This is a genomic window from Xanthomonas sp. CFBP 8151 (genome assembly GCF_011761885.1).
Lineage (GTDB): Bacteria > Pseudomonadota > Gammaproteobacteria > Xanthomonadales > Xanthomonadaceae > Xanthomonas > Xanthomonas arboricola_B.
Genome location: NZ_JAASQZ010000002.1, coordinates 1,328,414 through 1,353,870, shown reverse-complemented (window position 1 = coordinate 1,353,870; position 25,457 = coordinate 1,328,414). Strand labels below are relative to the sequence as shown.

The following is a 25,457-nucleotide window of genomic DNA, read 5'->3' as shown; positions in this document are numbered from 1 at the left end:
TGGATTGACGTGCCTGCCCCGGGCACGCAGAATCTGGCACAGAAGGGGAGTAGCTCCCAGCGTTGTCGCCGTCATGACGAGTCCTGCCAGCCAGGCTCCGGTGCAACGGCAACCGGCCCGGCCGGTTGTGAGCGAGACCTTCGCCGCGCAGGCGAAGGTCCGTCACCCGGAATCCACGATTTCCGTGTCACAAGGCCTCAGCCCACCGGCTGTCCAGGTCGTTTCACTTTCGGGATTCTTGTATGCAAACCATTGGCAATGTCTGGTTATGGGGCGGCTTCGCGATCGTGGTGATCGTGGCGCTGTTGGTCGATCTGGTGCTGATGCGCCATGGCGGTGCCCACAAGGTCACCTTCAAGGAAGCCACCTGGTGGAGCATCGGCTGGGTGCTGCTGGCGCTGGCCTTCAACGCGGGCCTGTGGTGGTACCTGCAAGGCAGCATGGGCGATGCGGCGGCCGATCGCATCGGGCTAGAGTTCCTGACCGGCTACCTGGTCGAGAAATCGCTGGCGGTCGACAACATCTTCGTGTTCCTGATGGTGATGACCTACTTCGGCGTACCCGAGGAGCAGCGCCAGCGCGTGCTGATCATCGGCGTGCTGGGCGCGATCGTGCTGCGCGCGATCATGATCTTCGCCGGCTCGGTGCTGCTGACCAAGTTCCATTGGCTGCTGTACGTATTCGGTGCGTTTCTGCTGCTGACCGGCATCAAGATGTGGTTTTCCGCCGGCAAGGAGCCGGATCTGGAAGCCAACCCGGTGCTGCGCTGGATGCGTGGGCATCTGCGCCTGAGCCCGCAGTACGACGGCCATGCGCTGAGCGTGATCAAGGACGGCAAGCGCTGGTTCACCCCGTTGTTCGTGGTGCTGATCCTGATTGCGGTGATCGATGTGATCTTCGCGGTGGACAGCATTCCGGCGATCTTCGCGATCACCACCGACCCGTTCATCGTGCTGACCTCCAACGTGTTCGCGGTGCTGGGCCTGCGCGCGATGTTCTTCCTGCTGGCCGGTATGGCCGACCGCTTCCACCTGCTGCCGTACGGCCTGGCGGTGATTCTGGTGTTCATCGGCACCAAGATGATGATCATCGATCTGTACAAGATCCCGGTGCTGGTCTCGCTGGCGGCGGTGATCGTGATCCTGGTCTTCACCATCGTGCTGAGCCTGCTGCGGCCGCCCAAGCCGGCTCGGCACTGAGGGGCTGGGAATCGGGAATCTGGATTTGGGATTCGGGAACAGCAGCGCCGCGTGCGCTGCTCGCATCCATGCGCACCGACCAACTCGAGGGGTCCTCGCGCTCACCGTCGCGGGACCTTACGCGGCATGGATGCCGCGTAAGCGCCTACAGGGACGTACTTGCGGCGTGTCCCGCGACGGCGGGCGGGCAAGGGCGCTGCAGCCAATCGGTGTCTCGCCTCAGCCACCTGCGTGATGCTACGCGAGCCGCTGCGCCAATCACCGGTGGCGGAACTGGATTATCCCGTCGCCGGGCCTGCTTATCCCGCGTTCGGCGGGCTTGTAAAAAAACCCGCGCGACGCCATCCGTGAAGGCATGACACCGCATCCTGTTGCCGCCGCCAACGCCACCTCGCAAGATCGCCTGGATCGTTCCCGGGTCTTGCGTGCCTTCAACTTCAGCCTGGCCGCGGTGCTGCTGCTGGTGGCGGTGTTCACCGCCCAGGGCATGTTCGACTGGCGCGCCTGGGCAGTGGCGCCGCTACAGGCCGACGGCCTGCTCGGCATCCTCACCGCACCGCTGCTGCACGGCTCGCTCGCGCATCTGGGCGCCAACGCCGCCGCCTTGTTGATCCTGGGCACGCTGGCCGGCAGCGTGTATCCGCGTGCCACCGCCCTGGCGCTGCCGTTGCTGTGGCTGGGCGCGGGGCTGGGCGCGTGGTTGCTGGGCGAGCCCGGCAGCCGGCATCTGGGCGCCAGCGGCGTCACCCACGGGCTGATGTTCCTGGTGTTCGTGCTGGGCCTGCTGCGCCGCGACCGCCCGGCGATTGCCACCAGCATGATCGCCTTCCTGTTCTACGGCGGCATGGTGCTGACCATCCTGCCGCACGAGGCCGGCGTGTCATGGCAATCGCATCTGGGCGGTGCGGTGGCCGGCCTGATCGCCGCGCTGCTGCTGCGCCTGCGCGACCCGCAACAGGCCAGGCCGCGCTACAGCTGGGAAGACGAGGACGAAGACGCCGCCTGGGAAATCAGCAACGCCGAACGCGACGTGCTGGAACCGCCGCCGCCACGCCAGGTGCCGGTGCTGTGGCAACGCCAGGAAGACGGCTCGCACGACGTGGTGCTGCACTTCCCGCCGCGCGAGCGGCCACCGGGGGCGTAGCGCCCTATTCGTAGGAGCGTGGGGGGGGGGGGGGGGGGGGGGCGGGGGGGGGGGGGGGGGCCGGGGGCCCCCCCCCCCCCCCCCCCCCCCCCCCCACGCTCCTACAACGGCCGATCGCAAGGGGCGCGCCATTGCCAGCGTCGTTACAGAGCGCTTGGCAGCCGGCATCGGCGCTACTTGCGCTCGCTCAACGCACGCCGCGCCAGGCCCGGATCGTCGGCAAAGAACGCATCGATACCGGCATCCAGATAGGCCTTCAACTCGGCCAATGCACCGGCCTCGTTACGCTCGGTCACCGCAGCACTGCTGCGGTTGTTGGCGGACAGGAAATAATTTTCCGGGCGGAAGGTATACGGCTGCACCTGCAATCCTGCCGCATGCGCGTCGTGCACCAGGCGGGTCGGCGTGCCCAGGCGTTGCTGCGCATCCAGCGGAATGATGCTGCGGATGTCCGGGCCGATCGCATCGGCATAGCCGGCAACCTGTTTCAGCCCCTCGGGCGTGATCATTTGACCGTAGGTACGCGGCGCGTTGCCCACGCCCGCATCGGGCAGCGCCATCTGCGCGCCGCCGAGCAACTGCAGCAAGCGAATGTTGCTGCTGCGCCCGATCTTGCCGCGCAGCTCTCGCAGGTTGCCGGTCTCGAACGACTGGATCACCACCGGCGCGGTCTGCGTGTAGGCATGCGCACGCAGGCTTGCCAGCACCTTGTCCTCCATCGCCAGATTCAGCCCACTGAAGTAACTCGGGTGCTTGATCTCCGGAATCAGCCCGATCGTGCGCCCGGTCGCTGCCGATTCGGCGGCGACAAACTCGATGATCTCGTCGAAGGTGACGATCTGAAACTGCCCGTCCCAACGCGTGCCGCGCAACTGCGGCAGACGCTCGCGCGCGCGCAAGGTCTTCAATTCGGCCAGGCTAAAATCTTCGGTGAACCAGCCTTCCATCGCCTGGCCATCGATGGTCTTGCGGGTCCTGCGCGCGGCGAACTCCGGGTGGCTGTCCACATCGGTGGTGCCGCCGATCTCGTTTTCGTGGCGCGCCACCAGCACGCCATCCTTGGTGGACACCAGATCCGGCTCGACAAAATCGGCGCCATCGACGATCGCCTTGGCATACGAGGCCAAGGTATGTTCCGGGCGCAATGCGCTGGCGCCACGGTGCGCAAAGATCTGCACCGTCTTCGCCAATGGCGCCTGTGCCAACACCGGTCCGCTCATGCCGACCATCATCGCTCCCAACACCAACGCACGGTGGAACTGCATCATGCCGTTCTCCAACCAAAAAGCAGCCATAAAAACGCGGCCTCATCGCCAGGCGAGCTTGTCCGATGAGCGAGGCACATCATCCGCGCCGCCCGACAATCACTCGCCAGGTCTTGCCAACCACTCTAAAACCATCCACGTCGATCGCCACCGGAAATCACTAAGCAGCCACCAGACCCGCTGTTACCAATCCCCAATCCCCACTCCCCAATCCCTAACTCAGAACTTCGCATCCAAGGTCAAGAACACCTGCCGCGGCGCGCTGGCATGGAACGCCAGCTGACGGCCATTCGGATCGCTGTTGGCGAAGGCGGTAAGGTTGGACGCATAGCGCTTGTCGGTGAGGTTGGTCACGTTGAGCGAGAGCTTGAGCCCCTGCAGCACGCCGGCCTGGCCGAAGTCGTACCCGGCGCCCGCATCGAACGAGGTGTAGCCGCCGAAGCCCTGGTCGTTGGTGTAGGTGTAGTAGCGCTGGCCGGTGTACTTGCCGCGCAGGTTGACGTTCCAGTTGGCGTAGGTGAAGGCAATTTCGCTGGCGAACATGCGCTTGGGCGTATCGACGGTGGTCTTGCCGGCAGTCGGAATGATGGCGCCGTTCTGCACGTAGTTGTCGTCGTAGGTCGAGCGGTTGATCGAGGCCGAGTTGTACCACTGCAGGTAGCTGGTCGGCTTCCAGATCACGGTCAGTTCGCCGCCGCGGCTGCTCACCGAGCCCACGTTGAAGAAGCGCGTGGTGCACGCCGGCGTGGTGCCCTGCTGGATGCTGGCGCAGGGATTGAGCGAGAGCAGGCGGTTGTCGAAAGTCACGTCGTAGCCGACCAGCGAGGCTTCGAAATGGTCGCGCACGAAGCGGTAACCGGCCTCCACGGTGCGCGACTTCTCCGGCTCCAGCGCGCCGACGCTGGCATCGAACGAGGCCTGGGTCACCAGCAACGGACCACCGGCGCCACCGCCCTGGAATGCAGCGATGTTTTCCGCGTACGAGGCGAACACTTCCTGCCCTTCGGCCAGACGATAGCCCAGACCGACCTGCGGCAGCACCGACTCGCTGGCCTTGATCGAGCCGGTCGCCACCGGCGCTTCCACCGCCAGCCCCGGCGTTTCACGCGCGTTCATTTCGGTGCTCGGGCTCTTGATGCCCAGATCCACGCTCAGGCGCTCGTCGAGGAACTTGAGGTTGCCCTGCACGTAGAACTGCCGCGTGGTGATGATGTAGTTCTGCGAGAACAGCCGGCGATCGGGATCCTGCAGGAACTTATCGTCGTTGACCGGCCCGTCGATCCAGTAGAAATTGCGCTCCACATCGTGGTGATTGCGCTCGTACCACAGCCCGGCTTCGAGGTGATGCGGGCCCAGGTTCCATCCGAGCGAAGCGATGCCGCCGGTGCGGTTGATCCAGTAATTGGTGCTGCGGATGGAGATCGGCAGTGCCTGCGGCGTGCCCGGATTGGACGCTTGCCCCGGCGACCACCAATGGCCCTGACCCTTGTTTTCGTGGTGATAGACCTGGGTGTGCAGGTTGATCGCATCGTTGGGCTGGAAGTCGCCGGCCACATAGAACAGATCGTCGTCGCGCAACGCGCGGCTCTGGTAATAGGCATCGTCGACATTGTCCACGCCGCCGCTGAAACCGCAGCGCGCCGCATTGCGCGTGGCCGGTGCGCAGTACGCCGCGGCCAACGCACGGTTCCAGTCCGGTGCGTACAGGTTCCAGTCCCAGCCCAGGCCACGCGCCATGCCGCTCTTGGACAGATAGGAATAATCGGCCTGCGAGGTCCGCGAAGTGTCGGCGAATGCGGTCAGCTTGCCGCCGTCGAACTGGTACACGCCCTTGGCATTGAACTGCCGCGTGGTGGTCGGCGAGCCCGGACGCGCCCACATGTCGGCTTCGGCATTGATACCGGACAGAGACGCCGAAAAACCGTTGTAGTCGCCGGTGTCCACGTGCAGGAAGGTGCGGCGATTGGCATCGGAGCCCACCGTCTGCGACAGCTGCCCGCCGAACACGCTGGACGGGTCGGCCGAGTAATACTGGATGGTGCCGCCCAGATTGCTGGTGGACGCGGTGCCCAGTGCGCCGATGCCCGAGGCCAGCTCCACGCCGCCGAAGTTTTCCGCGATCAGGGCGCGGCTGATATTGAGCCCGTTGTAGTTGCCGTAGGCGTTGTCGCCCAGCGGCAGGCCGTCGAGCGTATAGCCCAGGCGCGTACCGTTGAAGCCGCGCAGGCTGATCGTCTGCGACTCCTCGTTGGCACCGAAGGCATCGTTGGATTGCACGTTGACGCCCGGCATGCGGTTGAGCAGCTTCTGGATGCTGGTGCCCGGCGGCAACACCGGAATGTCCTGCTGGGTGATGCGCTGCACCTGACGCGTTTCGCCCTGGCCGATGACAGAGACCGCATCGAGTTGCTGCACGGTCGTACCGGTGTCGGCAGTCAGCTCGGGATCGGCGGCATGGGCGGCCGGCGACAGCACGAGCGCGGTAAGGACGGCGGCACTTAACAGATGGGTCTTGGGCATGAGCGGCAGGGGAACGAGTCAAAAGATGACGGCAAGCGTGCGACAGCTGTCTTGCGTCGATGCGACCGGGGCATGACAGTGCTGCGACAGCAGCTGCGCATTGCGCGCCGCAGCTGCGTTTCGCTGGCATGCAGATGTCATCTGCGCGTCGTAATCTGCGCCCTCATCCATCCGTGTTGTCCGAGGGTTGCTCCATGTCCGATCGCATTGCGCGCGCTTGTTCCCGGACGCTGACCAGCGTCGCCATCGCGATGTTGGCAGTGGGATGCGGCAGTGCAGGCGCGCGCGACAAGGTGGCCCCGGCAGGCTCGGTGATCGCCACCGATGCACACGGCTACCTGGAAAAAGCACAGGTGCCCGACAGCCTGCGCCTGGTACCGCCGCCGCCGCAGGACGGCAGCGCCGCGCTCGCCAACGATCAAGCCATCGCCACCTCCATGCTCGCTCTGCGCAATACACCGCGCTGGGACCTGGCCAGGCAAGACGCTGCACTGACTTTCCCGGCGGCCGCCAATCACTTCAGTTGCGCGCTCGGCATCCAGATCGACCAGGCGCACACCCCGCACCTGCTGCGCCTGCTCGAACGCAGCATGCGCGACGCCAGCACCAGCACCAGCGCAGCCAAGGCCCGTTACCAGCGGCCACGCCCGTTCATGCGCAACGATCAGCCGATGTGCACGCCCGACGACGACGCGGCGCTGCGCAAGAACGGCTCCTACCCCTCCGGCCACACCGCCATCGGCTGGAGCTGGGCACTGATTCTGGCCGAACTGGCCCCCGCACAACGCGACGCCCTGCTCGCCCGCGGCCGCGCCTTCGGCGACAGCCGCCTGGTCTGCAACGTGCACTGGCAGAGCGATGTCCTGCAGGGCCGCATCATGGGCGCCGCCACCGTCGCCGCCCTGCACGACAACCCCGAGTTCCAGAAGGATCTAGCCGCTGCACGCCGCGAGATCGACAAGGCACGTGCAAAGCAACCTGCCACTACCGCTGCATCGCCAGCATGCGATGCCGAGAACGCGGCATTGCAGACGGTGTTGCCGGGTGTGATGTAGCAGCAGGACGGCTCCGCCTCCGGGCTGTTGCTGACCTCGCGCAGTACAGAGAGTGTCGGACGTGCATCCGCGCTCTGTTGTCCAGCTTCACCGGATTTTTGTCTGATCCCGGATGCATGTCGTTCCACCGACACAGACTGGCCGCAGGCGCAACAGCCAAATCAACCACGCGCTGATCGAGACCACTTGGCCTCGCTCATTCTGCGCGCACGCCGCCGACCGCTTGCACGAGTTCCGCAGGATCAATGCAGCACATCGCTGCCGACCGGGATCCGGCGTAGCGCTGGCACGTTCACGGCAATCGCCGTCTCACTGCCGCCCGCACTGTTAAGACCCTTCGCAACTTAGCTGCGCCTCGCTGATCGGTCAGCTCATGACTATTGGGAGAGCGAGTACCTGTTGTCTATACAGACTCGGGACGCGGACGACACCCGTATTCAACCGGGCCAGCAGCCGCTACACGAAACGGATCAGCAAGTCCTGATCCGTAAGCCCTGTTTCACTAAAAAGTTCCCGAGAAATGACACAGCCGTAAATCTTGGGTTAATCTTCAGACACCCTTCAGGAAGGTGACGAGCTGGGCTGGTCGGCGTCCTTCGAAGGGGCTCCCCCCTCAACTGCGGCAATGCAGTTGGGTTCTACGGTTTGCAGTCGTTGTGGCGGTACTTCATCAGGAGAGAGAGGAATGACACGTCCAGGGGTTCGTAGGTCTTTGTCGAAGAACATCGCACGCAGTGCCTTGAGCATTGCACTAAGCATGTGCGTTGCCGGCGGTGTGCAAGCACAGAGCGCGGTTGGCTCCATTTTTGGTAGCGGGCAGCCAGGCAGCACCATTGCCATCCAAAGCCCCCAGACGGGTGTAAGCCGCTCGGCCACCGCCGCTGCCGATGGCCGATTCACCTTCAGCCAGCTGCCTCCGGGCAAGTACGTCATCACCTCGGATGGCGTAACCCGCGAGGTCGAGGTCAAGGTCGGTAGCGGCTCGCAAGTGCTTCTGAACAATGACGCGACGACCCTGGACAGGGTCGAAGTGTTAGGCCAACGTGCGTTCAACCCGATCGACGTGTCCTCGGTTGAATCCACCACGGTATTCACGGCCGAACAGATGATCTCGCTGCCCGTGGCCAGCGATGTCTCCTCGGTCGCCTTGTTAGCGCCTGGCGCAGTCAGAGGCGACAGCGGTCTGGGCGCAGGAAATCTCGCCTCGTTCGGCGGTTCGTCGGTGGCCGAGAACGGCTATTACATCAACGGCTTCGACGTGACCAACATGCGCACGTTCCTGTCCTTCGCCAACGTGCCCTTCCAGGGCATTGGCCAGCTGCAGGTCAAAACCGGCGGTTATGGTGCTGAGTATGGGCGCTCGCTGGGTGGCATTATCAGCATCGTGACCAAGTCCGGTTCCAACGACTGGCATTATGGCGGTAGCGTCGAATGGGAGCCGGATTGGGGACGGGCTTCCGGGAAGAACGTGCGTGAGCGCGATCCAGATGCGGCAGACCCGTTGTACCAGTACCGCAGCGACAATCAATTCGACAGTACCATTTATTCGGCGTATGCCAGTGGCCCGCTTATCAAAGACAGGCTGTTCTTCTTCGCCTTGGCCGAAGGCCGTAGCGAAACCGACGACACGTTCGGAGCATTGACGAGCCAACGGACTCGCGACAGCACACCGCAAGGATTGGTCAAGCTGGACTGGTACATCAACGACAGCAATCTGGTCGAGTTCACCGGCATCTATAACCAGGCCAAGACCAAGTACAGCACCTATGAATACAATCTCGATGCCAACGGCGAAAACCGTTACAACGTCGGCCGGCACGAAGCGCCAATCGAACGGTATGAGATGGAAAATGGCGGCAAGGTCGGCATCCTTAAATACACTGGCTATTTCACCGACAACTTCACCCTGTCCGCGCAATACGGCTATTTGAGCAACCTCATCAACTCGCGCCTGCCAGCCAACCCAGCCGGCGGGGAATGCCCATGGGCGTATAGCTTCGGACTGACCACCAGCGTGGTGGACCGCTACATCGGCTGCAACCCGGGAACCATCTCGACCATCGCCGATTTGAATGCCGAACCGGACGAAGACATCCGTAAGGCATTCCGTGTCGACGGTGAATGGGTGTTGGGCGACCATCGCATACGCTTCGGTGCCGATCAGGAAAAATACGAATCCAGCCACCGCGGTCAGACCTACGCTGGCGGCATCAACTGGGCGTACTACACGGTCCCCGGCAGTTCGGTGGCAACTGGTGCATTTGCCGGGCAGCCAGGCCGGACAGTCAACGGTCAATTGGTCCCACGTGGGGCCCTCTACGCCCGTTCGCGCGTTTATCAGACCAGCAGTTCCAGTTACGAAAATATCAATAGCGCGTTCTATGTCGAAGATAATTGGCAAGTGACAGAAAACTTCCTCGCGGTGCTCGGTCTGCGCGGAGAGAAGTTCGAAAACAAGAATGGCGACGGTATTGCCTGGGTAGAATCGGATTACAAACTGGCGCCACGGCTTGGTTTCTCGTGGGACGTGCTGGGCGATGCCAGCCTGAAGCTGTTCGGAACCGCCGGTCGGTACTACATTCCGGTCGCCACGAACTCAAGCATCCGTGCAACGGGTGCGGAATCCACGGTCTCCAACTGGTACTTCGTCAACGGCTGGAGTGAAGCAGACGGCACGCCGGTCGGCCAGGGCGCGCAGATCGGTGCGACCCAGACCAACGGCTCGCTGGTTGCGCCAAATCCGGCTTCAGTTGCATCCACCAATCTTTCGCCCATGTATCAGGACGAAGTGATTCTGGGCGGGCAGCTGCAACTGACAGAAAACTGGATGGCGGGTGTGCGAATGATCCGTCGCGAAGTGAAGTCCGGCATGGACGATACCTGCACGACCAATCCGTGGATCGATTGGGCAGCAGATAATGGCTTTACCGACTTCGATCCGAGCTCGGTCCCGAGCTGCTACTTCCTGAATCCGGGTAGTGATGTCACCATCAATGTCGACTTGAACGGCGATGGCGAACTTGAACTCGCGACGTTGCCAGCTTCTTATCTTGGCCTGCCCGAATACCGCCGCCTCCACACTGCATTGGAGTTCTTCTGGGAGCGCACCGGCGAGAAGTTCAACTTCCAGGGTTCCTACACGTTTGCCAGAACGCGCGGCAATGTGGAGGGCTACGTCAATTCCACCCTGGAACAAGAAGATCCCGGCCTGACACAGGACTTCGACCACCGTCTGTTCACCGACGGCACCTACGGGCCGACACCAAACGATCGCCAGCACACCCTCAAGCTGTTCGGTGCCTACAACCTGACACCGGAATGGCAATTCGGCGGCAACCTGGTTCTGCAGTCCGGGCGCCCGGTCAACTGCCAAGGCTATATCCCATTGGACGACATCCCGCAGCCCGACCAGGGGACACTGAGCGGGTACAGCGGCTCGAGCTTCTACTGCTTGAACGCCGAGGGCACGCGCGTGCTGCGTCAGCGTGGTGACGAAGGGCGGACACCTTGGACCTGGACGTTCGATCTGGCAGCGGCTTACATCCCCAACTGGGCCGACAACAAGCTGCGTATCAAGCTCGATGTCTTCAACCTCTTCAACAACGACAGGGTTACCGAGTACAACGAGTTCAGTGAGGCATCTCGCGACGTGATCAGCCCGAACTATTTGAACGACGTCAATTATCAGACTCCGCGCTCGTTCCGTTTGACCGCACGCTACGATTTCTGATTGTTCGCTGGTTAAATGACTGCATTACCAAATCCGGCCTCGAAAGAGGCCGGATTTTTTTGGCCTAGGCAGTACCGGACTCATCTCTGCACGTGGTGCCGCGCAGCGTCACTTGCCGATACAAAAGCTCGAAAAGATCTTGCCCAGCAATTCGTCGGCGCTCAGCTTGCCGGTGATCTCGCCGAGTGCTTCCTGTGCCAGGCGCAATTCTTCGGCGGCCAGTTCGAGTTGTTCGAAACCCAGCTCCAGATCCGCTGCGTCCGCATGCTGTTCGGCGCGGCGCAATGCCTCGACATGCCGCGTGCGTGCGGAGAATTCGCCTTCCACGCTGTCCGCTCCGTCGCCCAGTGCGAGTTCGCGCAGCCTGGCGTGCAACTGCTCCAGTCCCTGCCCGGTCACTGCCGAGATCGCGATCGCATCGCGATCGAGCGCTGCGGGCTCGGCCAGCAGGTCGCATTTGTTGTGGATCCACAGCTGACGCGGCACCGCATCGATGGCATCGCCGATCGCCTCGCGCGCGGCTTGCGGGTCGCGTGCATCCAGCACCACCAGCGCCAGATCGGCGCGCTGCAGTTCGGCACGCGCGCGACGCATGCCTTCGCGCTCGATCGCATCGCCGCCCTCGCGCAGGCCGGCGGTGTCGACCAACATGAGTTCGAAACCATCGAGCTGGATGGCTTCCTGCAAGGTATCGCGGGTGGTGCCGGCGACATCGGTGACGATGGCGCGCTCGCTGCCGGCCAATGCATTGAGCAACGAACTCTTGCCCGCGTTGGGCGGGCCGATCAGCACCGCGTGCAGGCCGTCGCGCAGCTTGCGCCCGCGCTCGGCATCGCGCAGCAGTTGCGCCAGCAGTGCGCGCGCCTGCTGTAGCCCGTCGCGCACCTGCGCCCCGCCCAGGGTATCGAGCGGCTCGTCGGCAAAGTCGATCGCCGCTTCCACGTGGATACGCAGCCGGGTGAGGCTGTCGCTAAGCGCATCGACACGTTGCGAAAACACACCGTCCAAGGATCTGCGCGCGGCACGTGCCGCACGCAGGTCGCCGGCGGCGATCAGATCGGCGATGGCTTCGGCCTGCGCCAGATCGAGTTTGCCGTTCAGAAAGGCACGCTCGCTGAACTCGCCCGCGCGTGCCTGCCGCGCACCCAGTGCAATGCAACGCGCCACCAGCTGCCGCAACAGCACCGGGCTGCCGTGTCCCTGCAGCTCCACCACGTCTTCGCCGGTAAAGCTGCGCGGTGACTGGAACCACAGCGCGATGCCATCGTCGATCACCTCGCCCTGCCCATCGCGAAAGCGTGCGTACCGCGCCTGCCGTGGCTGCAACTGCGCAACGCCCAGCCCGGCGGCGATCTGCGCCGCCTGCGGCCCGGACAGGCGTACGATCCCCACCCCACCGGCTCCTGCAGCACTGGCGATGGCAACGATGGTAGAAGTGGAAGACGACATCGGCATTGCTCTGAGGTGGATTGAAGAAGACTAGCGCGGCGATGCAGCGACTGCGCGACCGGCAGCGGCATCGTGCCGATGCCCGGGTCCCTGGTGTATCAACGCCTCCATCGCGGCACGCGTGCTCCTGGCGACTGTTCGCAACGATGTGTCAGCCGCCGTGAATCACAGCGATTGCAACTGCGCACGCGCCTGCGCGGCGCCGCTGCCTTGCGGTTGCAATTCCAGGTAGGTGGAATAGGCCTTGCGCGCCTTGTCGCGATCACCGGCTTTTGCGTAGGCATCGCCGAGATTGAGATAGGCCACCGCACGCGATGGATCGATTTTCAAGGTATTTTCCAGCCAGCGCGCCGATTCGGCAAAGCGTTCCTGGCGGTAATACACAAAGCCCAGGTTGTTGGCGGCCAAGGCGAAGTCCGGGCGCAGCTTCAAGGCCTCGGCAAACTGCTCGGCCGCTTCGGCGTAGCGTTTTTCCTTGTACAACTGCAGGCCGCGTTCGTTGGCCAGCTGCGCGCGTTGGCGGTCGCTGCTCTTCACCGCCGTCGGCAAGACCAGCTTGGCTTCGCCACCTTGCAATGTCTTCACCGTCACCGGCGCCGCAGCTGTTGCAGCACCGCTGGCCGGGGCGACAGGACGCGCCGCATCCACGCGTCCGTTGAGTGCAATCGCATCGGCAGACAGCTGCGCGGTGCCGGCGGTCAGGAACTCCTCGCCGCTCGGTACCTGGAACACGAACTCGCCGCCCTGCGAGCCGGGCAGGCTGCCGAATGCCGGGGTCTGCGGCGACACTGCCGACACCGCCGGTGCGACATAGGCCGCCAGTTCGGTGCCGGTGATCAGGCCGTCGCCATTGAGGTCGCCCTTGCCCGCCAGCGCCTGCAGCAGCACCCAGGTAAACACCGAATGCCCGTTCGGGCCGCTGTCGGCCACTTGCTGATCGGCACCGCCGGCAGTGAGCATCTGGCGCGCGATGCGTCGTGCGTTCTCGCGCAGGTAGGCACCGGACGTCGGCCCGCTGCGCGTCAGGCCCAGTCCGCTGTAGCAGGCATCCATCACGAACAATACATGCTTGGCCTGCAGGCTTTCGGCGATGTTCTGCAGGTCGCTCATTGCGATCGCATCGCTGGCCAGCTGTTGCGGATCCGAGTCGACCGGAATGATGTAGCCCAGGTCGCGCCCGGATGCCAGCCGGCGCGTGGCGCCATGCCCGGCGAAGAACACGAACACGCGATCGTTGGCCTGCGCGCGTCCCTCGCCGAGGCGATCGTGGAACGCCGCAAGAATATTGTTGCGCGTGGCCTGCCCGTTCTTGAGCACGACCACCTGCGAGGACGGAAATCCCAACGGGCCGGTCAAGGTGCTGGCGATGGCCTGCGCGTCGTTGGCGGCATATTCGAGCTTGGGCCAGTGCGCGTAGTCGTCGATCCCGATCACGATCGCCCAGGAGTTGGCGTAGCCGGTGGTCACGGTCGCCTCGGCCGCCGCGCTGGGCGCGTGCGCCACCGAAAACTCGCGGCCGTTCCAGCCGGCGAACTGGTAGCCGTCGGCGATCAGGCGATCCAGGATCTGCGGCAGCGCCTTCACTGCACGGTCGTGGATGTCATGGAACAACACGATGCCGCGCTGCTCCTTGTTCACCTGGTCGAGCACGCGCTGCACGATCGACTCGGGCACCGGGTCGGCCCAGTCCATCGAATCGATGTTCCACATGATCGACTTCAAACCCGCCTCGCCCAGCAGCTGCAAGCCTTCGGCATTGCGCGCCCCATACGGAAACCGGAACAATGGCGCACGTTTGTCGTCCACCGCACGCAACAACGTATCGGTATCCAGCACCTGGCTGCGCAATGCATCGCCGGTGGTCTTGGACAACTGCGCATGGGTGAGGCTGTGGTTGCCAACCGCATAGCCTTCTTCCATCAGCGTGTGGCTGATCTTGGATAACGCTGCCAGGTTCGGCTTGCCCTGCGCGTCCAGGCTGCCCAGATTGCGCCCCACTTCGAAGAACACGCCCGGCACGTCGTAGCGTTTGAGGATGGCCACGATCTCTTCGGTATAGGCCTTGTGCGGGCCATCGTCGAAGGTCAGCACCACCGTCTTGGGCGGCAGGTCGCGGCCGAAGATCTCGCTGTCGCTATCGCGCGCGGAAAACGGGTACGGCTCCACCACGCCGTGATCGCGCAGGATCTTTTCGCGCGTGTACAGGCTGCGCAGATGCGCCACGTAGTCGTCCCACTTCTCGCGCTTGGGCACGATCGCGCGGCTGCGATCGAAGCGGCTGAAAATCTGGGTCAGTTCCTTGTTGTAGCTGCGCTCGATCTCGTCCAGCGCTTCCAGATCCTCGCCGATGCGCTGATGCAGCTTCACTGCCGGCAGTGCCGAATCGCGGCCAATGCGTGCGTGCAGGTCGCGCAGCACCTCGGCGAACGCCAGGCGGTCGGCATCGTAGAGATCCGGTGCCGATTCGATCTCGTCCAGCACCGTGGCGATCGTCGCGAAGCGCCGCGCTGCATTCGACGTCAGCACCGTCTCGAATCGCGCAGCGATGCGTTCGCGCTGTTGGAGGTTTTCATGGAACAGCTGCTGCCCCACGCTGCTGGACGTGGCGCGATCGCGTGGCGTCTGAGCATCCGCATCGGCCAGCAACACGATGATGCGGCGATGCCGATCCAGTTGCTCACGCAGCTGCGCGACCAGTGCGCGTGCGTCGTCGTTGTCGGTTTCGGCTTGTGCGGCAGCAGCGGCCTGCGCAGGTGCCCTGGCCGCAGGCGCTGCATGTCCCGCGTTCTGCTTGCCGCAGCCGGCCATCGCCAGCACTCCGGCGCAACTGGCGCACAGCAACAGGCGATACAGCGGCGATGACATCACGACGGCGTCCTTGGCGATGAAGACAACAGGGCAGACAGCATGTGCAGGTACATGCAGAAAGCCCGCCTTGCGGCGGGCTCTGTGCAACTGCGCTTACTTGGCGTTGGCCTGGATGATCTTGCTCGGCTTCTCGCCGTGCTGGCGAATCATCCACCACTGGATCAACAGGCCCAGCCCGCCGTTGACCACCCAGTACAGCACCAGGCCGGCCGGCATGAAGGCCATCATGACGCCGAACACCAGCGGCATGAACTGCATCATCTTGGCCTGCATCGGGTCCATGCCCGGAGTCGGGGTCAGCTTTTGCGTGGCCCACATGATGGCGATGTTGAGCACCGGCAGGATGAAATACGGATCGCGCGCGGTCAGATCCTGGATCCAGCCCAGCCACGGCGCCTGACGCAGTTCCACCGATTCCACCAGCACCCAGTACAGCGCGAAGAAGATCGGCATCTGGATCAGCAGCGGCAGGCAGCCGCCCATCGGGTTGATCTTTTCCTTCTTGAACAGCTCCATCGTCGCCTGCTGGTACTTGACGCGATCGTCGCCGTAGCGCTCCTTCAGCTGCGCCAGGCGCGGCTGGAAGCGGCGCATCTTGGCACCGGACTTGTACTGCGCGGCCGACAGCGGATACAGCGCCAGGCGCAGCAACACCACCAGGCCGATGATGGCCCAGCCCCAGTTGTGCAGGAAGCTGTGCAGATGGCTCAGCACCCAGAACAGGCCCTGGCCGATGATGGCCATGATCGAGAAGCGGCTGTAATCGACCACACGGTCCAGCCCCTTGACGTCTTCCTTGGCGATCAGGCTGACCAGCTTCGGGCCCACCCACAGACGTGCCTCGGTGGTCGCGGTCTGGCCCGGCGCCACGGTGAAGGCCGGGCCACGCAACTCGGCCACGTCACGCGGGCCGTCCTGGTTCAGCACGTACAGCGAGGCCTGGTCCTTCTGCGGAATCCACGCGGTGAAGAAGTGGTGCTGCAGCAGCGCCACCCAGCCGCCGGTGATCTGGCGATTGAGCCCGCCGTCGTCCATGTAGTCCTTGAACGCGCGACGCTCGTAACCTTCCTGCGGGCTGTACCAGGTCGCCCCGTTGAAGCTGAAGGAATCCGGGTTGGTCATGCCGCGGCTGAGGATGGTCGGCACCCGGCTCAGCTTGCGGAACACGTAGCCGTTCCACGGCGCGCCACTCTTGTTGATCACCTCGTCCTTGATCGAGATCGCATAGCGACCGCGCTCCAGGGTGAAGGTGCGGCGGATCGACACGCCGTTGGGGCCATTCCACACGAACGGCACCGCCAGGGTGTTCTGGCCCTTGGCCAGTTCGAACGCGGTGCCCGGCTGTTCGGCGCGGAAGCCGCCCACGCCGGGTACCGGCGAATGCTCGCTGGCCCAGCCGCTGGTGGCGTTATAAGGATGCGCGGCGTCTTCGGTCAGCAGGCTGACCGGCGCGGTGCCGTCCTTGGTCTGCGGAAACTGCAGCAGCTCGGCGTCGAGCACGCTGCGGCCGTCCAGCTTCAGGCGCAGCACGTCGGAGGTCAGGGTGATCACCGGCGCAGCACCGGCAGCGGCCGGCGTCGCGGCAGTCGTGCTGGTCGCCGGGACAGCGCCCGGCACGCCCGCCTGCGGGATGGCCTGGGCCGCCGGCACATTGGCCACCGGTGCCGCTGCGTCCAGATCGCGCGCAGCCGGCACCGACTGCGTTGCCGCAACCACCGGCGCATTGGCGGCCGCCTTGTCCTTGCCCCACTCCATCCACAGCAGCGCCGCGACCATCAGCCAGGCAAAAATCAGGAAAACACGGGTCTGGTTCATCGGGCAGCAACTCGCTCAGTCGGAACTGGGTTCCGGCTCTGTCGGGGGAAGGGAGGATGGGTGCATCGTCCTGGCGGGCGGCATTGTGCCGGGCGCAGCAGGCAGGGGCAATGCGCCGGCACGGCGCAGCACGCGCAGGAAGGCGTCGCGAATCTGTGGATTGGTCGCTTTTGCGGCTGCGGAGCGCGCCACAATCACGTAATCGCCGCCGGCAAGCTCGGGCAGCAGATGCCGCATGGCATCGCGTAGTACGCGTTTGATCCGGTTACGTCCCACCGCACGGGTATCGACCTTGCGCGACACCGCCATGCCCAGGCGCGGCGGCGTATCGCCGGTCCGCCAGTGCAGGCTGAGCAACGGGTCCGAGGTACGACGTGCAGTATCGAAAACGACCGTATATTGCGCACGCGTACGAACCCGCGCAGAGCGAGGAAATCGCCTGCACGGGTTCGCTGCGTTCACGTTAGGGACTGCCTCGGCCGCAGGGAGCGGCGCGGCAATCAAGCGCTCAGGCGCTTGCGGCCCTTGGCGCGGCGGCGAGCCAGGATCTTGCGGCCGTCGGCGGTTGCCATACGTGCGCGGAAGCCATGGTCGCGTGCTCGCTTGAGGTTGCTGGGTTGGAAAGTACGCTTGGTGGCCATGGGGCCCTCTGCATGAATGGAGACGAATAGAACCGGCAATTCTATAGGGCCTGCAGCGGCCGGGTCAACTCCCCGGACACGTTAGCGGAGGTGATGGCGGTCAAGCCCTGTGGATGGACCTGTGAATAAGTCTGGGAAAACCCTGCCCTGGGTGCTAGTCTGGCGCATCCTCTTTTCACTACCGGGCTGCGAGCACGGCGCTTTTCTGCGCGCCGCAGCCAGCAACAGATGATCATACTTTGATGGATGCTTGGCCCCGCTGTCTGGAACGTCTCGAAGCCGAATTCCCGCCCGAAGACGTCCACACCTGGTTGAAACCCCTGCAAGCCGAAGACCGCGGCGACAGCATCGTGCTGTATGCGCCGAACGCCTTCATCGTCGACCAGGTCCGCGAGCGCTACCTGCCGCGCATCCGCGAACTGGTGGCGTATTTCGTCGGCAACGGCGAAGTGGCGCTGGCGGTCGGCTCGCGTCCACGTGCGCCGGAACCGCAGCCGGCACCGATGGCCGCGCCCAGCGCGCCGGTTGCCGCGCCGATCGTGCCGTTCGCCGGCAATCTGGATTCGCACTACACCTTCGCCAACTTCGTCGAGGGCCGCAGCAACCAGCTCGGTCTGGCGGCCGCGATCCAGGCCGCGCAGAAGCCCGGCGACCGCGCGCACAACCCGCTGCTGCTGTACGGCAGCACCGGCCTGGGCAAGACCCACCTGATGTTTGCCGCCGGCAACGCGCTGCGCCAGGCCAACCCGGCCGCCAAGGTGATGTATCTGCGCTCGGAACAGTTCTTCAGCGCGATGATCCGGGCGCTGCAGGACAAGGCGATGGACCAGTTCAAGCGCCAGTTTCAGCAGATCGATGCGCTGCTGATCGACGACATCCAGTTCTTCGCCGGCAAGGACCGCACGCAGGAGGAGTTCTTCCACACCTTCAACGCGCTGTTCGATGGCCGCCAGCAAATCATCCTGACCTGCGACCGCTATCCGCGTGAGGTCGAAGGCCTGGAGCCGCGGCTGAAGTCGCGCCTGGCCTGGGGCCTGTCGGTGGCGATCGACCCGCCCGATTTCGAGACCCGTGCGGCGATCGTGCTGGCCAAGGCGCGCGAGCGCGGCGCCGAGATTCCGGACGACGTGGCGTTTTTGATCGCCAAGAAGATGCGCTCCAACGTGCGCGACCTGGAAGGCGCGCTCAACACGCTGGTGGCACGCGCCAACTTCACCGGCCGCTCGATCACGGTGGAATTTGCCCAGGAGACGCTGCGCGACCTGTTGCGCGCCCAGCAGCAGGCGATCGGCATCCCCAATATCCAGAAGACCGTGGCGGACTACTACGGCCTGCAGATGAAGGATCTGCTCTCCAAGCGGCGCACCCGCTCGCTGGCGCGTCCGCGCCAGGTGGCGATGGCGCTGGCCAAGGAGCTGACCGAACACAGCCTGCCGGAGATCGGCGACGCCTTCGCCGGCCGCGACCACACCACTGTGCTGCATGCCTGCCGGCAGATCCGCACGCTGATGGAGGCCGACGGCAAGCTGCGCGAGGACTGGGAAAAGCTGATTCGCAAGCTCAGCGAGTAAGCCGGCAACGGTCTTGACCGCCCGCTTGGAGAAAAGCGTGGAAACGTTGGGGTCAAATGCGGGAGAATCTGTGGATAACGTGCCTCGCAGGTCGGGCGGAAAACTATCCACAGGTTTTACCGCCAGACCAGGGGCACTAGTCCAACGACTTTCAGGCGCTAATTTGTCTTTGGAAACAAACAGTTATGGTGGTTATCCGCTTAAAACGGCCCTACCATCACCACCAAGCTTTTGATTTATTCCATTATCTTTTAAAGCATAGGGGCACGGAACCACATGCGTTTTACACTGCAGCGCGAAGCCTTCCTCAAACCATTGGCCCAGGTGGTCAATGTGGTCGAACGCCGTCAAACCCTGCCGGTTCTGGCCAATCTGCTGGTGCAGGTCAAGGACGGGCAGGTCTCGTTGACCGGTACCGACCTGGAAGTGGAAATGATCTCGCGCACGATGGTGGAAGACGCGCAGGACGGCGAAACCACGATTCCGGCGCGCAAGTTGTTCGACATCCTGCGTGCCCTGCCCGACGGCAGCCGCGTCACCATCTCGCAGACCGGCGACAAGGTCACGGTGCAAGCCGGGCGTAGCCGCTTCACCCTGGCCACGCTGCCTGCTAATGATTTCCCGTCGGTGGACGAAGTCGAAGCCACCGAGCGCGTTGCAGTACCAGAGGCGGCGTTGAAGGAGTTGATCGAGCGCACTGCGTTCGCCATGGCCCAGCAGGACGTGCGCTATTACCTCAACGGCTTGCTGTTCGACCTGCGCGAGGGTCTTTTGCGTTGCGTGGCCACCGACGGCCACCGTCTGGCGCTGTGCGAGACCGAGCTGGAGAAATCCGGCGGTGCCAAGCGCCAGATCATCGTGCCGCGCAAGGGCGTAACCGAGTTGCTGCGCTTGCTGGAAGCGGCAGACCGCGAAGTGGAGCTGGAAGTCGGTCGTAGCCATATCCGCGTCAAGCGTGGCGATGTGACCTTCACCTCCAAGCTGATCGACGGCCGTTTCCCGGATTACGAGGCGGTGATTCCGATCGGCGCCGACCGCGAGGTCAAGGTTGACCGTGAGGCACTGCGCGCATCGCTGCAACGTGCGGCGATCCTGTCGAACGAGAAGTACCGCGGCGTGCGGGTGGAAGTGTCACCAGGTCAGCTGAAGATCAGCGCGCACAATCCTGAGCAGGAAGAAGCGCAGGAAGAGATCGAAGCCGACACCAAGGTCGACGACCTGGCGATCGGCTTCAATGTGAACTATCTGCTGGACGCGTTGTCTGCACTGCGCGACGAGCACGTAGTCATTCAGCTGCGCGATGCGAACTCGTCGGCACTGGTGCGCGAAGCCAGCAGCGAGAAGTCGCGCCATGTGGTGATGCCGCTGCGCCTCTGACACCGCGTTCCACGTGGAACACGAAGAGCCCGGCGACAGCCGGGCTTTTTCGTTTTGAAGATCGAGAGTGCTGGGTTTGTTGCGGTGTAAGGCTTTGGGAGGCTTGAGCGTCTTTGGGCATCCGTTTTGCGCTGGTATTGGGTGCCCAGATGCCTTGGTGCCTTAGCCGGAACTGCTCTGCCTTCGGGCTGGATCTTCGGAGTAGCAGTGCCGCACGATCACCAAGCCAAAGATGGTTCGATAGACGCCACTCCCGGGTAGTCAGACTTCAACGATCGCACAAGCGCACTAGTTCGTTTGCTTGGATTGACGTGCGTAAGTTCGGAGCCGGGCGTTATCGAAAAAAGGGGCAAAAGCCTGGTGCGCGGCTGTCGCTGGCACGGATGCTTTGCCAATCTGTGATTTCAGGCATCCCAAAGGATTAGTGAGCTGTCTTGCCTAGAGACAGTGCCACGTGAGGTCGGTGTGCTCCGCGCAAGTAGGCTACCCACCCGGGACCTGTCGAGTCACGAAGACCCTGTTGGCAGGTCAACGGCGTGCACGTGGAACAACGTGATTCTCCTCGTGTCACCAACCAACATTGAAAGAGCTGGCTTTGTCGCAGTCTCAGTGAGATTCGGCAGTCATGAGCGCTGCGGTTTCGTCGTCCAGCGAAGTCACCCGCATTGGTATTAGCCTGAACCAATTCATGAAAAGCGAAGTGGTTCGATTCGAGCCAGGACGTATAGCTGCGTCTGACTTGAGCGTCCTCAAGCCGTTTTTTGAGTTATGCACATCGAGCTTTGCTTTTAAATCTATAAATAATTTAAGAGCTTGGTGGTGATGGTAGGGCCAGATTTCGTCGGAAACTACCTTATGTGTTTGTTTTTAAATCGGTTTTAGGCCTCGAAACCCTGTGTTTAGACCTCTGTGGAGGGGTCGACAACCTGTGGATAAGCGGAAGCGGTTGTTCGGGCCTGCTTTTTATCCACAGGTTATCCCCTGCCTGTCCCTCGGGTTGCTTCACGTCCGCACGGGCAGGATCCGCATCGATCACGTATCCTCCGCTCCGACCGGGATGCCGGATCACAGCGCAGAGCAGACCGATCGATGCACGTAGTGCGGTTGTCCATCCATCGACTTCGTCGTTTCGAGACCGTCGACCTCCACCCCGCCAGTTCCTTGAACCTGCTGACCGGCGATAACGGCGCGGGCAAGACCAGCGTGCTGGAAGCGTTGCATCTGATGGCCTATGGCCGCAGCTTTCGTGGCCGTGTACGCGACGGGCTGATCCAGCAAGGTGCCAGCGATCTGGAAGTCTTCGTGGAGTGGCGCGAGGGAACCGCCGCGATTGGGGAACGCACGCGGCGGGCGGGGTTGCGCCATAGCGGCCAGGAATGGACGGGGCGGCTGGATGGCGAAGATGTCGCCCAGCTGGGCGCCTTGTGTGCCGCGCTGGCTGTCGTGACCTTCGAGCCCGGCAGCCATGTGTTGATCAGCGGCGGCGGTGAGCCGCGGCGGCGCTTCCTCGATTGGGGGCTGTTCCACGTGGAACCTGACTTCCTGGCGCTGTGGCGGCGATACGCGCGGGCGCTCAAACAGCGCAACGCCCTGCTCAAGCAGGGCGCACAGCCGCGTATGCTGGATGCCTGGGATCATGAACTCGCCGAATCTGGCGAAACGCTGACATCGCGTCGTCTTCGCTATCTGGAGCGCCTGCAGGAGCGACTGATTCCGGTCGCAACCGCGATCGCCCCGTCGCTCGGGCTGTCCGCGCTGACGTTCGCATCGGGCTGGAAGCGCCATGAGGTGTCGTTGGCAGACGCGCTGCTACTGGCCCGCGAGCGTGATCGTCAGAACGGCTACACCTCGCAAGGGCCGCACCGGGCCGATTGGGCGCCTGTCTTCGATGCATTGCCGGGCAAGGATGCGCTCTCCCGGGGCCAGGCAAAGCTCACCGCCCTCGCCTGCCTGCTGGCGCAGGCGGAAGACTTCGCCCATGAGCGTGGCGAATGGCCAGTGATCGCCCTGGACGACCTTGGCTCGGAGCTGGACCGCCACCACCAGGCACGCGTGCTGCAGCGCCTGGCGTCCGCGCCGGCGCAGGTGCTGATCACCGCAACCGAAATTCCGCCCGGCCTGGCCGAATCCGGCAAGCTGCTGCATCGGTTCCACGTGGAACACGGCACTGTGGCCGTGCTGACACCCTCCGAATAACCGTCGGCGGCGCAGGTGGCCCGACTGATATAATTTCCCGGCTATCCCCCTTTTCCCACGGTGCGATGCGGCTCCTGCCGCCTACGCCCGTGTTGTGGAGCTAACGGCACACGCATGACCGACGAACAGAACACCTCGCCTACTCCCAACGGCACCTACGACTCCAGCAAGATCACCGTGCTGCGTGGCCTGGAAGCCGTCCGCAAGCGCCCCGGCATGTACATCGGCGATGTCCATGACGGCACCGGCCTGCATCACATGGTGTTCGAGGTGGTCGACAACTCGGTCGACGAAGCCCTGGCGGGCCATGCCGACGACATCCTGGTCAAGATCCTGGTCGATGGCTCGGTTGCGGTCTCCGACAACGGCCGCGGCGTGCCGGTCGACATCCACAAGGAAGAAGGCGTCTCGGCGGCGGAGGTGATCCTCACCGTGCTGCATGCCGGCGGCAAGTTCGACGACAACAGTTACAAGGTGTCCGGCGGCCTGCACGGTGTGGGCGTGTCGGTGGTCAATGCGCTGTCCGAGCACCTGTGGCTGGACATCTGGCGCGACGGCTTCCACTACCAGCAGGAATACGCGCTGGGCGAGCCGCAGTACCCGCTCAAGCAACTGGAAGCCTCCACCAAGCGCGGTACCACGCTGCGCTTCAAACCGGCCGTGGCGATCTTCAGCGACGTCGAGTTCCATTATGACATTCTGGCGCGCCGCCTGCGCGAGCTGTCGTTCCTCAATTCGGGCGTCAAGATCACCCTGATCGACGAGCGCGGCGACGGCCGCCGCGACGATTTCCACTACGAAGGCGGCATCCGCAGCTTCGTCGAGCATCTGGCGCAGCTCAAGTCGCCGCTGCACCCGAACGTGATCTCGGTAACCGGCGAGCACAATGGCATCGTGGTGGACGTGGCCCTGCAATGGACCGACGCCTACCAGGAAACCATGTACTGCTTCACCAACAACATCCCGCAGAAGGATGGCGGCACCCACTTGGCCGGTTTCCGCGCCGCGCTGACGCGGGTGCTCAGCAACTACATCGAGCAGAACGGCATCGCCAAGCAGGCCAAGGTCGCACTGACCGGCGACGACATGCGCGAAGGCATGATCGCGGTGCTTTCCGTGAAGGTGCCCGACCCCAGCTTCTCCTCGCAGACCAAGGAAAAGCTGGTCAGCTCCGATGTGCGTCCGGCGGTGGAAAACGCCTTCGGTGCGCGCCTGCAGGAGTTCCTGCAGGAGAATCCGAACGAAGCCAAGGCCATCACCGGCAAGATCGTCGACGCCGCCCGCGCGCGTGAAGCCGCCCGCAAGGCGCGCGACCTGACCCGCCGCAAGGGTGCGCTGGACATCGCCGGCCTGCCCGGCAAGCTGGCCGACTGCCAGGAAAAAGACCCGGCGCTGTCCGAATTGTTCATCGTCGAGGGTGACTCGGCAGGCGGCTCGGCCAAGCAGGGCCGCAACCGCAAGAACCAGGCGGTGCTGCCGCTGCGCGGCAAGATCCTCAACGTCGAACGCGCGCGTTTTGACCGCATGCTGGCCTCCGACCAGGTCGGTACGCTGATCACCGCGCTGGGTACCGGCATCGGCCGCGACGAATACAACCCGGACAAGCTGCGCTACCACCGCATCATCCTGATGACCGACGCCGACGTCGACGGCTCGCACATCCGGACCCTGCTGCTGACCTTCTTCTACCGGCAGATGCCGGAGCTGATCGAGCGCGGCTACATCTACATCGGTCTGCCACCGCTGTACAAGCTCAAACAGGGCAAGAGCGAGCTGTATCTCAAGGACGACGCGGCGCTCAACTCTTACCTGGCCAGCAACGCGGTCGAAGGCGCGGCGTTGATCCCCGCCACTGACGAGCCGCCGATCACCGGCGAGGCGCTGGAGAAGCTGTTGATGCTGTTCACCAGCGCCAACGAGGCGATCGCGCGCAACGCACACCGCTACGACCCGGCGCTGCTCACCGCGTTGATCGACCTACCGCCGCTGGATGTGGACAAGCTGCAGGCCGAAGGCGAGGTGCATCCCACGCTGGATGCGCTGCAGGCAGTGCTCAACCGCGGCACCCTGGGCACGGCGCGCTACCAGCTGCGTTTCGACCCGGCCACCGACAGCGCCTCGGCATCGCTGGTGGCGGTGCGCAGGCACATGGGTGAGGAATTCACCCAGGTGCTGCCGATGGGTGCGTTCGAAAGCGGCGAGCTGCGTCCGCTGCGCGACGTCTCGCTGGCTCTGCACGACCTAGTCCGTGAAGGCGCACAGATCGTGCGTGGCAACAAGACCCATCCGATCACCAGCTTCGCCCAGGCGCATGCCTGGCTGCTGGAAGAGGCCAAGCGGGGCCGCCAGGTACAGCGCTTCAAGGGCCTGGGCGAAATGAACGCCGAACAGCTGTGGGAAACCACGGTCAATCCGGATACGCGTCGCCTGTTGCAGGTGCGTATCGAAGACGCCGTGGCCGCCGATCAGATCTTCAGCACCCTGATGGGCGATGTGGTCGAGCCACGCCGCGACTTCATCGAGGACAACGCGCTGAAGGTGGCCAACCTGGACATCTGAGCCACCGTCGCCCGTCGGCGCATCGCTCAGGCGCTGCGCCGACGCCTGCGGTTTTTTTCAGGACGACG

15 protein-coding genes are annotated in these 25,457 nt (G+C 63.8%); 8 read left to right on the top strand and 7 right to left on the bottom strand.

Annotated features, from left to right (window positions below):
- Positions 1-242: 242 nt before the first annotated feature.
- Both FHT08_RS13755 and FHT08_RS13750 read left to right on the top strand, forming a co-directional pair.
- Positions 243-1,199, top strand: a complete 957-nt coding sequence (locus FHT08_RS13755) for a TerC family protein (protein WP_104535370.1) — start codon at positions 243-245, stop codon at positions 1,197-1,199.
- A 355-nt stretch (positions 1,200-1,554) separates the two neighbouring features.
- The gene (locus FHT08_RS13750) at positions 1,555-2,343 is read left to right on the top strand and encodes a rhomboid family intramembrane serine protease (RefSeq protein WP_166775379.1); all 789 of its coding nucleotides are present in this window, start codon (positions 1,555-1,557) and stop codon (positions 2,341-2,343) included.
- A 173-nt stretch (positions 2,344-2,516) separates the two neighbouring features.
- On the opposite strand, the gene FHT08_RS13745 is transcribed toward FHT08_RS13750, so the two are convergent.
- Both FHT08_RS13745 and FHT08_RS13740 read right to left on the bottom strand, forming a co-directional pair.
- Complete coding sequence (locus FHT08_RS13745) at positions 2,517-3,611, bottom strand: glycerophosphodiester phosphodiesterase (RefSeq protein ID WP_166775378.1); 1,095 nt, start codon at positions 3,609-3,611, stop codon at positions 2,517-2,519.
- Between the two features lie 216 nt (positions 3,612-3,827).
- Entirely contained in the window at positions 3,828-6,128 is a 2,301-nt protein-coding gene (locus FHT08_RS13740) for a TonB-dependent receptor (protein ID WP_166775377.1), read from the bottom strand.
- 194 nt (positions 6,129-6,322) lie between these two features.
- Between FHT08_RS13740 and FHT08_RS13735 the strand changes: the two genes are divergently transcribed.
- Positions 6,323-7,183, top strand: a complete 861-nt coding sequence (locus tag FHT08_RS13735) for a phosphatase PAP2 family protein (RefSeq protein WP_104536592.1) — start codon at positions 6,323-6,325, stop codon at positions 7,181-7,183.
- Positions 7,184-7,868: 685 nt separating this feature from the next.
- Positions 7,869-10,913 carry a TonB-dependent receptor gene (locus FHT08_RS13730; protein WP_104536593.1) on the top strand — a complete coding sequence of 1,015 codons (3,045 nt, stop codon included), beginning with the start codon at positions 7,869-7,871 and terminating at the stop codon, positions 10,911-10,913.
- 108 nt (positions 10,914-11,021) lie between these two features.
- On the opposite strand, the gene mnmE is transcribed toward FHT08_RS13730, so the two are convergent.
- From mnmE to rpmH, 5 genes are all read right to left on the bottom strand, one after another.
- Positions 11,022-12,362, bottom strand: coding sequence for a tRNA uridine-5-carboxymethylaminomethyl(34) synthesis GTPase MnmE (gene mnmE / locus FHT08_RS13725; protein ID WP_166775376.1), 1,341 nt, complete (start codon positions 12,360-12,362; stop codon positions 11,022-11,024).
- A gap of 165 nt (positions 12,363-12,527) precedes the next feature.
- A complete protein-coding gene (locus FHT08_RS13720) occupies positions 12,528-15,230 on the bottom strand; it encodes a polysaccharide deacetylase family protein (RefSeq protein ID WP_343204147.1) in 2,703 nt (900 codons plus the stop codon).
- Positions 15,231-15,323: 93 nt separating this feature from the next.
- The gene (gene yidC, locus FHT08_RS13715) at positions 15,324-17,045 is read right to left on the bottom strand and encodes a membrane protein insertase YidC (RefSeq protein ID WP_166775374.1); all 1,722 of its coding nucleotides are present in this window, start codon (positions 17,043-17,045) and stop codon (positions 15,324-15,326) included.
- Between the two features lie 15 nt (positions 17,046-17,060).
- On the bottom strand, positions 17,061-17,507 hold the full coding sequence (rnpA, locus tag FHT08_RS13710; RefSeq protein ID WP_047129805.1) for a ribonuclease P protein component: 447 nt from the start codon (positions 17,505-17,507) through the stop codon (positions 17,061-17,063).
- Between the two features lie 38 nt (positions 17,508-17,545).
- Positions 17,546-17,686, bottom strand: coding sequence for a 50S ribosomal protein L34 (rpmH, locus tag FHT08_RS13705; protein ID WP_002805908.1), 141 nt, complete (start codon positions 17,684-17,686; stop codon positions 17,546-17,548).
- 242 nt (positions 17,687-17,928) lie between these two features.
- Here rpmH and dnaA point away from each other — a divergent pair, with 242 nt between their 5' ends.
- From dnaA to gyrB, 4 genes are all read left to right on the top strand, one after another.
- Complete coding sequence (dnaA, locus tag FHT08_RS13700; protein ID WP_016901843.1) at positions 17,929-19,257, top strand: chromosomal replication initiator protein DnaA; 1,329 nt, start codon at positions 17,929-17,931, stop codon at positions 19,255-19,257.
- Positions 19,258-19,533: 276 nt separating this feature from the next.
- Positions 19,534-20,634 carry a DNA polymerase III subunit beta gene (gene dnaN, locus FHT08_RS13695; RefSeq protein WP_016901842.1) on the top strand — a complete coding sequence of 367 codons (1,101 nt, stop codon included), beginning with the start codon at positions 19,534-19,536 and terminating at the stop codon, positions 20,632-20,634.
- Between the two features lie 1,089 nt (positions 20,635-21,723).
- The gene (gene recF / locus FHT08_RS13690; protein ID WP_166775373.1) at positions 21,724-22,830 is read left to right on the top strand and encodes a DNA replication/repair protein RecF; all 1,107 of its coding nucleotides are present in this window, start codon (positions 21,724-21,726) and stop codon (positions 22,828-22,830) included.
- A 114-nt stretch (positions 22,831-22,944) separates the two neighbouring features.
- Entirely contained in the window at positions 22,945-25,389 is a 2,445-nt protein-coding gene (gene gyrB, locus FHT08_RS13685) for a DNA topoisomerase (ATP-hydrolyzing) subunit B (RefSeq protein ID WP_166775372.1), read from the top strand.
- Positions 25,390-25,457 lie beyond the last annotated feature (68 nt).

Coding starts and splice junctions, on each gene's coding strand:
- FHT08_RS13745 (WP_166775378.1), bottom strand. CDS start 3,611: ATGATGCAGTTCCACCGTGCGTTGGTGTTGGGAGCGATGATGGTCGGC.
- dnaN (WP_016901842.1), top strand. CDS start 19,534: ATGCGTTTTACACTGCAGCGCGAAGCCTTCCTCAAACCATTGGCCCAG.
- FHT08_RS13730 (WP_104536593.1), top strand. CDS start 7,869: ATGACACGTCCAGGGGTTCGTAGGTCTTTGTCGAAGAACATCGCACGC.
- FHT08_RS13735 (WP_104536592.1), top strand. CDS start 6,323: ATGTCCGATCGCATTGCGCGCGCTTGTTCCCGGACGCTGACCAGCGTC.
- gyrB (WP_166775372.1), top strand. CDS start 22,945: ATGACCGACGAACAGAACACCTCGCCTACTCCCAACGGCACCTACGAC.
- FHT08_RS13750 (WP_166775379.1), top strand. CDS start 1,555: ATGACACCGCATCCTGTTGCCGCCGCCAACGCCACCTCGCAAGATCGC.
- recF (WP_166775373.1), top strand. CDS start 21,724: ATGCACGTAGTGCGGTTGTCCATCCATCGACTTCGTCGTTTCGAGACC.
- FHT08_RS13755 (WP_104535370.1), top strand. CDS start 243: ATGCAAACCATTGGCAATGTCTGGTTATGGGGCGGCTTCGCGATCGTG.
- dnaA (WP_016901843.1), top strand. CDS start 17,929: ATGGATGCTTGGCCCCGCTGTCTGGAACGTCTCGAAGCCGAATTCCCG.
- mnmE (WP_166775376.1), bottom strand. CDS start 12,362: ATGTCGTCTTCCACTTCTACCATCGTTGCCATCGCCAGTGCTGCAGGA.
- FHT08_RS13740 (WP_166775377.1), bottom strand. CDS start 6,128: ATGCCCAAGACCCATCTGTTAAGTGCCGCCGTCCTTACCGCGCTCGTG.
- yidC (WP_166775374.1), bottom strand. CDS start 17,045: ATGAACCAGACCCGTGTTTTCCTGATTTTTGCCTGGCTGATGGTCGCG.
- rpmH (WP_002805908.1), bottom strand. CDS start 17,686: ATGGCCACCAAGCGTACTTTCCAACCCAGCAACCTCAAGCGAGCACGC.